We start from the raw sequence: 10308 nt of genomic DNA, 5'->3' as shown, positions 1-10308 counted from the left end.
CGGCACCATCGCCGGCAATGGCGATGCTTCGGTTGGCTCGATGATCGCGGAAGCGATGCAGAAGGTCGGCAATGAAGGCGTCATCACGGTCGAGGAAGCCAAGACCGCCGAGACCGAACTCGAAGTCGTCGAAGGCATGCAGTTCGACCGCGGCTACCTGTCGCCCTACTTCGTCACCAACGCCGACAAGATGGTTGCCGAGCTCGAGGACGTCTACATCCTCCTGCACGAGAAGAAGCTCTCCAACCTCCAGGCCATGCTGCCGGTTCTCGAAGCCGTCGTGCAGACCTCAAAGCCGCTGGTCATCATCTCGGAAGACGTCGAAGGCGAGGCTCTGGCCACGCTCGTCGTCAACAAGCTGCGCGGTGGCCTGAAGATCGCCGCCGTCAAGGCGCCGGGCTTCGGTGATCGCCGCAAGGCCATGCTGGAAGACATCGCCATCCTCACCGGTGGCCAGGTCATCTCGGAAGACCTCGGCATCAAGCTCGAGAATGTCGGCCTCAACATGCTCGGCCGCGCCAAGAAGGTGTCGATCTCCAAGGAGAACACCACCATCGTCGACGGCGCCGGCAAGAAGGCCGAGATCCAGGGCCGCGTTGCCCAGATCAAGCAGCAGATCGAAGAGACCACGTCGGACTACGACAAGGAGAAGCTGCAGGAACGTCTGGCGAAGCTCGCCGGCGGCGTTGCCGTGATCCGCGTCGGCGGTGCGACGGAAGTCGAAGTCAAGGAAAAGAAGGATCGCGTTGATGACGCCCTGAACGCGACCCGCGCGGCCGTGGAAGAAGGCATCGTTGCTGGTGGTGGCGTTGCCCTGCTGCGCGCTTCGGCCAACATCAAGGTCACCGGCGTCAATGCCGACCAGACTGCAGGCATCAACATCGTTCGTCGTGCGCTGCAGGCTCCGGCCCGCCAGATCGCGGCCAACGCCGGTGCGGAAGCTTCGATCGTTGCCGGCAAGATCCTTGAGAACAAGGGCGCGACCTACGGCTACAACGCCCAGACCGGCGAGTATGGCGACATGATCGCCATGGGCATCGTCGACCCGGTCAAGGTTGTTCGCACGGCTCTCCAGGACGCGGCTTCGGTCGCCGGCCTGCTCGTCACCACCGAAGCCATGATCGCGGAGGCTCCCAAGAAGGAGTCGGCTGGAGGCGGCATGCCTGGCGGCATGGGCGGCGGCGGCATGGGCGGCATGGGTGGTATGGGCTTTTAAAGGTCCACGCATCTCGACACTTTCGAAAGGGCGGCAAGCAATGCCGCCCTTTCTTCGTGCCCTTGCGCCGGTTGTCGGCGACCCGCAAGCCGGGGTATACGCCCGCCAAGGGTATGCTTATGTTTGAACGGATTCTGCCTTTTTTCCTGGGGCTGGCCTTACTGTTGGGCAGCGGCTGCGCGCACAGCGATGATGGTACGGTGATTATTCCGAGATCGCTTGATGCCAGGCGATTCTTTGACAAAGAGCCGCCACGCCTGCAGCAGCCGCGGATCGAAGTCAGCGTGTTTCCGGTTGCGCCACAGGAGCCGGAGAGACTCGAACCGCGCCGTTCGGCAAGTCAAAAGACATCAAAGAGAGTCGTTTGGCGGGCCGCAAGTCCGCCGCTCTCCTCTTCCGAGCCGCACAAGGTGCTTGTCTGCAAGAACGTCAGCGAGCCCGGCAAGCGGTACCGTATGGTTTGCGAATAAGGCACTTGGTTTGGCCAGCATTCTACCCTCAGAGCGTCGCGGCGCCTTTCCGGATCAGATTGTCCAGAGCGACGCCCCCCTTCTTTCCCCATGATCCAGTCGTTCTAGCATTCCCAGCTTCACGAAACGGAACGAGTTTTGCCGGCGGCTTCCCGCGAAGCGCTTGGCTACCGATCAGAACAGTCTYTGAAAGAAAAGGCCGCGCTCTGCCGCGATCGCAACCGCATGGGCCAAGCTTTTGGCACCAAGCTTGGCCCGTGCCAGATCAAGATGAAATCGGACCGTGCGAGGGGATAGCGACAGTATCTCTGCGGTCCGTTTGACCTTCTCTCCCCTCGCGTACCATTTCAGGCACTCGATCTCTCTATCGGAGCAGACCGTCTGATGGCGTGGCCTTCCTTGGATTCGACCGATAGCATTGTGAAATTCGCCGGCGAGATGCTGGAGGTCGCGAACCTCGGATTTGAGGAACGCCTGCCACGCCGCTGCGTTTTCGTTGCTCGTCACGCTCAGAATGCCGCGGTCGCCGTCGACACCCCTAACCGGGAACGTGACGCCATGCTTCCCGACACCATGTTCCCTCGCTTCACCAAAGAACGTGCGCACGGCCTTGTCCGATAGGTCGATCTCCTTCCAATCAACCAATGTCACAGCACGCAGCCCGTAGCGAAGCACGGGATCGATGTCGAAAAAATCCTTCTCGATGTAGCGTTTCACCCACTCAGGCGAATAGGTGGTCACATAGAACGGCTTACTCGGTTCCTCGTAAACCGGCCTGACGGTAAGAAAGGCCGCCGTCTCAAGGCCGTAACTCTCGACAATTGTGTTCAGAAGGTCCGCTGCGTCCGCAGGAGCGGCAACTGCTCGAATACCCGCCGTCATGTCGTGAAAATTTGAGTCAAATTTCGCCATATCCAGCTTACCTCCTTGCTATCGACGCGCCTCTCCAGGCCATTCGCGCGGCTATCGAACTAGGTTGCTCCTCGCTGGATTCCAGCGTCTCACGACCTGTCAAAAGTGACAGGCAAAACCGCCAGTATACATAGGTTGCAACCCGCATTATTCCAGATTGGATGACCACAACCCGGCGTGGAGGAAACGCCTTGGATACGATTTTACTTTCGTCAAACGATGTGGCTCGGCAGACTAACTCCACACGTGGCAACCGCCGTGCATCACATCAGCGTTCCGCAACGGACGACCACGAAATTTGCCGTCTCTGCTCGGAGCTAAAACAATTAGACGCTGATCGGGAAGCTCTTTTTGCTTTCTTCCCCCCGCCTGCGCCGGGCAACCCTGCGCAGAGCAGGCAGTTTTTTACAAAGCTGAACTCGATTACGGCTCGCTATTTAGCGCTCGAACAGCGGCTTCGAAAGGCTCGCAGCAATATCAGGCAAGGCCGCCCACGAAGCCGCTGAGTTCGTCCAGCGGATGCCGCTGCGACCGCCGCAGCATAGCGCGCATTCAGAGTATCGATTGCCTGATGGCCCCGCGTCAACTCGACACCGAGGCCCTACCCGGCCCATCGGGCGCGGATCCGGATACGAGCACCGTCCTCCCCTCGCGGGATATGAGTCAGAGACACTTGCGCAGCGATTTGCAAGATAGTTTACTGACTCAATGAATCTGAAGAGGAGTGATCCATGGGAACCAGCAATCAACTTTTGCTTCGTGCACCTATCGCGGCGTCGACGGCTGCGACCTGGGCCAGACCGCGACGCTGGGAAAGCAGGCGTTGCCTTGTGGCGTTGTCGCCATGGCATGGCTCGTAACCGCCACCTTGAAAAAATGGCTTGTCTGCTTGCCGGTCCGGAAAGACGCAGCTGTCATCGTCGCGCGTTGTGCAACCAGCGAAATGGCCGACGTCGCCGGCGAAAGGCTGAAAGCAGGCGTAGCCGTCACCCTCCCCGATGATCTCGATCGTCGCATCCCCCTCTACGCCCAGATCGAGCGTCAGTCTCGCAAAACCCATCGCGGCATTTGGGCCAGCACCTTCCAGATGCCTTGGCTTCACCGGAAATTCTCACCTGCAACCCATGACCCCCGAGCACGATATGCGTTCTTTTCGTCACATCCTCCACCTCGTCGCATCCGCGGCCTTGCTCGCCGGTTGCGCCGAGCGAGTGCCGGATGCTTCACATTCGGCCGGCCCCGTTTCGGCTACGGACTCCTATTGGAAGCCTGATCGGGTCAGTCGCAGCCGGCAAGAATATGCGCCAGACTGGGGGCGCTTCCCGCCGGTCATTACCCGGCGAGCCGGCTACCCAACCGAAGCTCAGGCGAATAACGCCTTGCGCCGCTCGCATTGGAGCTCCGTGCCTGTGCGCACGCTCATCACCAAGGAAGGCGTCAAGACGATCTCCGTCCCCGCGGAAGCCCCGGACACGATCGCTGCAGGCGTTCGCGTCTTTGCCTGCCGGCCCGGAGCGCTCAACGGCTATACTGGCCGCGTGCAATTTTACGACGGCCCCGTCGTCGCCTGCGCTTCCGACCTCCTGTCTGCCGATGGTCGCGTGCTCGCCCGAGTACCCCTCAATTTCTACTACTGGCAGAAGGCTTGGCGCGTCCAAGACCCGAGGCCGTCCTACAAGTCTGTCCCGTGGGCTTACCAGGAACCCTCGCCGCCCAAGAGCAAGGGATGGTTCGGCGACCGCTACTAAGCGGCGGCCGTCACACTGCCGCGTGTCGGCTGGCCAGATGCGCACAGAAGCCGACGGCCAAACCAACGGCGCCGGCGTCGGCAAGATTGTCCGCGGGCGTATGAGAGATACGCTGCGAGCGGCTTTTACGACGCTCCGGATGTGTCCTCACGCAGCGTGCCAATTCACCACCGCGTCGCTTCGTGCAGATCCCAGTTCGAAGATTGCGACGACCGTCTTCGGCGACTTCGAGCGTATTGCGTGTGGTCGCGCCAGCAGTCATGGCGACCTTCACGCATGGAGGCCGCATCGCTCACCTCCGGCCGAAAAATCATGCTTCCCTATGCGAGACCGATCCTGTCGTTCGGCCAAAGCGTTTCGCAAGGCTTTAGTTTAATCTCTTTCCTGGCGAAATCAGTGTCAGTGCATGGCATTGCTGACGGTCGCCCACGAAGATCAAACTGCGGATATCGTGCATCCAGCATTCCGGGGTAAGTCATCTACCGGTCAGGTTCTGCTCTTCTGCTGGGAGCTCGCTTCGCACGAACACGTCCAGCACTTGCGCGATATCGACCCCTGACGGCGATCCGTTGCGGACCATACCCCTCGATACGGCCGAGCGCATGGCTCCAATGACGCAGCATGCCGCGACGAGCGCTGCCACGGCATCGCCGTCGGTCTCTGTCAATAGCTGCTCCGCCAGCGCCCTCGCTCCTCGCGGAATTTGATCGACATCTTCACCACCAAGCGACCACTGACGATTTTCTTCCGTCACGGCGACACCTCCCGGACTGTTCGATTTGACCATTGGCGGCCGAGCTGGCGGAGCGGATCTCCGATTGCCACCGTCAGCACATGAGACAGCCCGATCGCGACCGCGATCGAGAGCGTTGCCGTCGCCGGAGCGTCCAGGAATTGGCCAAGCGACCAGTTGAACAGCGCCAGCACCGGCAGATGGATCAGATAGAGGGCATAGGAGATGCCTCCCAAGCGGCGCAGCATCCGCCCCGGCCAGTTCACAGAACCATTCCGCAAGGTCGCCCTTGTCACGAGCCACCCGCACATCAGCGCCAGTGCGGCAGTCGCCACGCCATGTGTCGCCGGCGGTAAGATCGCCAGCATGAAGGCCCCGACCGTCATCCAGAACGCCGCTTCCATGTTGCCGATCGCCCGCAGGTGTTCCGTCAGACGCGGCCATGCGCTCGTCCCCATGATTGCGCCGATCGCCAGCCCGACCGCGACTGCATCGATACGAAACGTCCAAAGCGTCCCGCCCCATGGCCGCAGCGTGAACACCCCGACCACGAGGACGAGCCCGGCCAGCGCGACAAGCRCACGCCGGGGTAGCAGGAACACCAGGAGCGGAGCCAGCAGATAGAATTGCATTTCGGCGGCGACCGACCAGAATGGCGCGAACGCAAAGGCGTTCCCGCATCCTGCGGCGCCCCCGAAACAGGGCGCCCAATGCGCATTTGAGATGAAGGCGAATGCCGCCTTCGCGTCTGCAGGCTCAACGCCGCTTCCCGGGACGATCAACCCAATCGAGAGGATGGCTCCGACGCACCAGGCCAGCGGCACGATCCGCATGGCACGCCTGACATAGAAGGCGGAGGCCGCCTCGAGCGCACCGCGCTCGAGGCGCAGGCTTCGCAATGAGCGTTCCACCACTAGGCCGGAAATCACAAAGAACAGGTCAACCCCGACGCTCCACGCCGGCGCAAACAGCAGAGCGGCGGCCGTCCCGCCTTCTCCGAAGACCGGCCCGACATGCGACAGCACCGCCAGCCCGATCGCCAGGCCTCGCAATTCATCCAGCCCCGATAAGCGAGCTTCTTGTTCCATTCAAATATCACGCTCGACAATCACTAAGACATTGATTTAATCATAGGGCATAACAGCGAGGCAAGGAATGCACGAACGCCTGACATTTGTCGCAGTCGCGGCTGCCCTTACATTGTCGCCTCACGCTTCGGCTCAGTCGCTCACGCATGATCCGAACGCCTGGCGGGCCGTCGCCTACGCCGATCTCGAGCTCCCGAACTCGGAAGCTGTGCCTTACGCCTCCCTATGGGCCGACCGACTGAAGAAGAACAACGACGCCTACGTCGCCAAGGGCGATACGCGCTTTGCGGTCGCCAACGCGCCGGCTTCCGAGAGTCACATCGTCGTTCGCAGCCCGACCAAAACCGTCGTCCTCTCGGTCCTGCACACGCTCACCGGCTGCTCGCCGATCCGCACCGATCCTGTCGGCAATGCCACACTGAAGCGATGCCCCATGCGCTTGGCGATCTATCAGAATGGCCGATCCACGGTCGCTGACGCCGGCTCCGGCTGTTTCATCGAATATGGCGCGCAACCGAACAACGTCCGCCCCGACCTCGCTCGGAATGGTGCGATGGGTGCATATGATGTTCAGGCCAAAAGCATTCGCGCCGGCATCGTATTCCAAGGTGAAATCGCCCAGGAATGCCAATTCCGGGTCCCTGTCCCGCAACCCTAGAGGAAGCAGCCCACGCCGTTGTGTTTCGGCAACCTCGATATCTCCAAGGAGCGCAATCATGATCGACATGGAGAAGCTGACGTTATTCAGGACACCAGCCTGCCACCGGYCATCGCCAACGGATCAATGCTTCCCTGACGGCGCGCGATGCGCGGCCTTGACCGCGGCTCCTGCCGGCGGCCACGGCGGGATGATGTTCCGGAGATCTGCCACGGCCAGCCGGACAATCTTCGCGACTCTAGCCGTCTTGATCTCGCCGGCAATCGCGCAAGCACTTGATCCGCTCAAGGCTCCGCAGGGATCATATGTAGCGTCCACGCACACATGTGCCGATCTCGACCAAGGCGTCGGCGCTCTCGAACTTGCCGAGTTCGACGGCGACGCAATCACCGTCGGCGCAAGCACCTGCAAGATAGCAGGCACCCGTCATGCAGACGATGCGTTCCAAGCCTCATGTACAGAGCGTGGCAGCAGCTCCTCGGTCATCACGCCGATGAAGATTACGCGCCCATCCAGCGGCGCGCTCTCCATCAATGGCGCCATCTATAATTTCTGCCCGGGGAAGTAAGATGCTGCGTCCCTTCCCAATACTCCTCTCCGCGCTCCTGGTCGTTGGACAAGCGCCTGTTGCGCAAGCGAATTCCTTTGACCAGGATGCAAATTCTTGCAACCTCAATGACAAAACAACCTTGCGTTCCCTTTGTACGAACGGAGCCGGTCTGCCGAGCTATCCGTCCACGCAAGAGATGATGGAGCGCAGCCCGAACATCGCCAATATGATTGTAGACGCCGCCAACAAGTATGGCGTTGATCCCAACCTCGCTCTTGCCGTATCCGCTCACGAAGGCGCGATGTCGGCATGTGCCGGCTCCTTCAGTGGCGTTCTTGGACCGATGCAGCTTACGGGGGCGACCGGCCGGGCCTACGGAATGGATCGGGGCATCTTGTCCGAAAACATTGAAGGCGGCGTAATGACGCTTCGCGATGCCGTCAAATCGTGCGGCGGCACGTCAAGTATTCGCTGCCTCGCCGATCGTTACAACGGCAGCACTGAAAGCCAGCGCCGTAACTGGACGAACGACGTAAACCGCCGCTATGCCGCCCTCAATTCGGCCGGCCAATCCATTCCTCAGGGATGCGGCGCGCAAGCGGTCTGCCAAATGGGACCAGGCGACTTTCCAACGCCCAATGGTGGTGACACAAAACTCGCTTCATCCGCTCCCGGTCCCGCCGGCAGCGACATCAACGTTGCGCTTGGTCAGGTGTGACCCCGCCTTCCCGTTGAGGGCCATGCCGTCGGCCGCCGCCTTCAATGGGAGAGATTTCGCGACGAGAGCTTTCCAAATCCCCGTTTCAGATGGCTCGCCAGCTCCTGGCGCACATCATCAGGCCATTGCTCCATCACAACGCAGTTCACTTCGGCCGCAACCAGCGACCAGTACAGCAGATCCGCGTATCGTCCTTCGAACAGAGCCGCCACGATGAACTGTCCGATCACCAACGTGATCGTCTCGGGCTTGCCTTTCTTCCGCAGAAATTCCGAAACCTCTTCCACCCATGGTTTCGGGTGGCAATCGACGAACGCCGCCGCTTCCCTATAGAGCGCGTCGTCTCCTGCGACTTGCCAGATATTCGCCTGCATCGTGAACCCTTCAGAAAAATGATGCTATTGCATCGACGCTGGCGGATTTTCTGATGCGAGTCAAAGAAATATAAAATATATTTTCTACCTATCGTAGCAAATGATTCTACACTGGTAGTTTAGCAGCTTCTACTTTTCTTGTGTGCTACTGGCTTGTCCTGCGTCCCTTTTTGGCCGGAGGCAGCCGCTTCTTCTCGGAGGTTGCCCCAGCGGGGCTGGCTGCCTCTTTCAAAGAAGGTACACCACTGAACTCCGTCATCGAGCGCTTCACAGCACGCGTGGCCTCGATATGCCGCGCAATCTCGTTGAAGTTGAAGCCGAACGTCTCGATGTCCCGCTTGACGCTGTCGTCGTCACCAGTCCGACCAATGAGCGCCCACACCGGAACCTTCAGGTGCCGTGCCAGCCGCTCCAGGGTGACGAATGTCGGGTTCCCCTTCCCCGTCCGCAACTGGTAGAGCGTGCCGCGCGATAGGCCCGTAGCGTCGGCAAAACTCGCATAGTCCGGGTACTCGTTCTCGATTTGGCGAAGTCGCAGCGCGAGTAGGATCGAAAGCCAACCATCGCTGTCTTCTGTCTTGTTTTTAAATATCGGCACAGCTGCCCCCCTGCTTATCGGTCGGAATATGACGGCCATTTTTTGCAGAATGTCTAGTGCTCAGGGCTTGTAGCCGAAACGATAACTCATTGTCCTATTAAAGTGTCTCGGCATCCTCCCCATACTCCCGCAAAGTGACGGCGTACAGCTTTTGACCCGTCAAATCGTTCCAGATGCGCGATAGCATTTGACGATCTGCATGCCCTGTTGAAAATGAATAATTAAATGAATCCGGTTTGGACGTCCTGGGTCCAATGCATTTCTCGTGTGCCACCTCATCCGGAGGGACAACCCTGATCTCTGCCCTTGCGGCAGGCAGGCCCTGCAATCGTTGCCCGATACCACTTCGAATGACCTGGTTCAGGTCGGCCAGAAGCGAGACCTCGACGCCGGTGGTTCTGGCGATTACACTCAAGCCAAGGGCTTGGCCCCGGAACCAATCTCTATCCCTGTTCGAGATGGAAACGGCGCCGGGTAATACTCTGAAGCCGATACCGCCAAAAACGGCACCATGCCCCCAGCGGTCGAAAAACGCTTGATCCATGAGGGGCCATCCTATCTCCAATGATCATTATAATGACGATCAATCTGTGATATTATAATGATCAACATCGAAATAGGAGGCTCTCTGTCATGTTCATGAGGTTCGCGTTCGCAATTTTCGCCGGCGGCGTGCTCGCTTTCTTCGCCCTGCCCGATCAGGAAGCCAGCCTTCGCATGCTCAGCTTTTCCACTGCTTTCTTGATCCTGTCCCTCGCCGCCGTCTGTGTCATCGAGTTTCTAACCCGCAGTATCGAACGTTATCGTCTTCGGTCGTCGTTACAACCGTCGCGCTGTGATGACGATCTTCCTTTGCATGACGCTGCAAAGGTTGAGCGCTCCGCCTGGTCAACGTCGGGCGTCAACCCCAAGGATTCGAAACTGGCCTGGCAGTACCGCGTCAACGATCAGCGCCTTGGCCGCTTCAAACTCTAACAGGCTCTCCGTGCCAGGATCTGCTCAATCACGCACACTTCCGTCAGGTCTGCGATCTCCTGATACGGTAGCCCCAAATGATGAGGCTTGCGCAAGGCAGCGTCCCGAATTCCCAAAAGGCCCAGACCGAGACGCCCAGGAACGCCTCCAATGTGCCGATCGTCTGAAGGTCGGGTTGCGCGCCCGCGCGCAGTCATAAGGCGTTCCTGCGCAGACACCACCAGCTGCGGTTCGCGCGCAAATGGTTCTCCTAATTACCTCATGCAAC

General features: G+C 59.8%; 14 protein-coding genes. 8 read left to right on the top strand and 6 right to left on the bottom strand.

The genetic code is table 11. The features are described from left to right. Window positions 1-1216: chaperonin GroEL (gene groL / locus AC1D0N_RS30940; RefSeq protein ID WP_477250317.1), on the top strand; the 1216-nt coding region annotated here is incomplete at its 5' end. 119 nt (window positions 1217-1335) lie between these two features. Continuing rightward, window positions 1336-1686, top strand: a complete 351-nt coding sequence (locus AC1D0N_RS30935) for a hypothetical protein (protein WP_477250315.1) — start codon at window positions 1336-1338, stop codon at window positions 1684-1686. Between the two features lie 174 nt (window positions 1687-1860). Here AC1D0N_RS30935 and AC1D0N_RS30930 read toward each other — a convergent pair whose 3' ends face one another. Further along, window positions 1861-2598 (bottom strand): helix-turn-helix transcriptional regulator, encoded by a 738-nt coding sequence (locus tag AC1D0N_RS30930; protein WP_477250313.1) that lies wholly within the window; start codon window positions 2596-2598, stop codon window positions 1861-1863. A gap of 724 nt (window positions 2599-3322) precedes the next feature. Between AC1D0N_RS30930 and AC1D0N_RS30925 the strand changes: the two genes are divergently transcribed. Further along, entirely contained in the window at window positions 3323-3871 is a 549-nt protein-coding gene (locus AC1D0N_RS30925; protein ID WP_477250312.1) for a hypothetical protein, read from the top strand. A gap of 136 nt (window positions 3872-4007) precedes the next feature. Next, the gene (locus AC1D0N_RS30920) at window positions 4008-4346 is read left to right on the top strand and encodes a hypothetical protein (protein ID WP_246592087.1); all 339 of its coding nucleotides are present in this window, start codon (window positions 4008-4010) and stop codon (window positions 4344-4346) included. Between the two features lie 475 nt (window positions 4347-4821). Here AC1D0N_RS30920 and AC1D0N_RS30915 read toward each other — a convergent pair whose 3' ends face one another. Both AC1D0N_RS30915 and AC1D0N_RS30910 read right to left on the bottom strand, forming a co-directional pair. Further along, window positions 4822-5100: a hypothetical protein gene (locus AC1D0N_RS30915; RefSeq protein ID WP_214393386.1), complete on the bottom strand. Its 279-nt coding sequence runs from the start codon at window positions 5098-5100 to the stop codon at window positions 4822-4824. After that, on the bottom strand, window positions 5097-6167 hold the full coding sequence (locus AC1D0N_RS30910; RefSeq protein WP_477250309.1) for an acyltransferase family protein: 1071 nt from the start codon (window positions 6165-6167) through the stop codon (window positions 5097-5099). Before AC1D0N_RS30910 ends, AC1D0N_RS30915 begins: the two co-directional genes overlap by 4 nt. Before the next feature lie 67 nt (window positions 6168-6234). Between AC1D0N_RS30910 and AC1D0N_RS30905 the strand changes: the two genes are divergently transcribed. Genes AC1D0N_RS30905 through AC1D0N_RS30895 form a run of 3 tightly spaced genes read left to right on the top strand, consistent with a single transcriptional unit; the run spans window position 6235 to window position 8093 of the window. Next, window positions 6235-6825 carry a hypothetical protein gene (locus AC1D0N_RS30905; RefSeq protein WP_477250308.1) on the top strand — a complete coding sequence of 197 codons (591 nt, stop codon included), beginning with the start codon at window positions 6235-6237 and terminating at the stop codon, window positions 6823-6825. Between the two features lie 58 nt (window positions 6826-6883). Further along, complete coding sequence (locus AC1D0N_RS30900; RefSeq protein WP_477250306.1) at window positions 6884-7393, top strand: hypothetical protein; 510 nt, start codon at window positions 6884-6886, stop codon at window positions 7391-7393. Between the two features lies 1 nt (window position 7394). Then, on the top strand, window positions 7395-8093 hold the full coding sequence (locus AC1D0N_RS30895; protein ID WP_477250305.1) for a transglycosylase SLT domain-containing protein: 699 nt from the start codon (window positions 7395-7397) through the stop codon (window positions 8091-8093). 41 nt (window positions 8094-8134) lie between these two features. On the opposite strand, the gene AC1D0N_RS30890 is transcribed toward AC1D0N_RS30895, so the two are convergent. The 3 genes from AC1D0N_RS30890 to AC1D0N_RS30880 all read right to left on the bottom strand — a co-directional run bounded on the left by AC1D0N_RS30890 (window position 8135) and on the right by AC1D0N_RS30880 (window position 9609). Next, window positions 8135-8467: a hypothetical protein gene (locus AC1D0N_RS30890; RefSeq protein ID WP_258580762.1), complete on the bottom strand. Its 333-nt coding sequence runs from the start codon at window positions 8465-8467 to the stop codon at window positions 8135-8137. 145 nt (window positions 8468-8612) lie between these two features. Continuing rightward, complete coding sequence (locus tag AC1D0N_RS30885) at window positions 8613-9065, bottom strand: helix-turn-helix domain-containing protein (RefSeq protein ID WP_258580761.1); 453 nt, start codon at window positions 9063-9065, stop codon at window positions 8613-8615. Window positions 9066-9162: 97 nt separating this feature from the next. Further along, window positions 9163-9609 carry a hypothetical protein gene (locus tag AC1D0N_RS30880; protein ID WP_477250303.1) on the bottom strand — a complete coding sequence of 149 codons (447 nt, stop codon included), beginning with the start codon at window positions 9607-9609 and terminating at the stop codon, window positions 9163-9165. An 89-nt stretch (window positions 9610-9698) separates the two neighbouring features. On the opposite strand from AC1D0N_RS30880, the gene AC1D0N_RS30875 reads away from it, so the two are divergent. Continuing rightward, window positions 9699-10040 carry a hypothetical protein gene (locus AC1D0N_RS30875; RefSeq protein ID WP_477250302.1) on the top strand — a complete coding sequence of 114 codons (342 nt, stop codon included), beginning with the start codon at window positions 9699-9701 and terminating at the stop codon, window positions 10038-10040. Window positions 10041-10308: the final 268 nt, after the last annotated feature.

It is taken from the genome of Mesorhizobium sp. P2_E10 (genome assembly GCF_056404235.1).
Note: the sequence above shows the minus strand (reverse complement) of the source record. Positions and strands in the feature narration are given on the sequence as shown.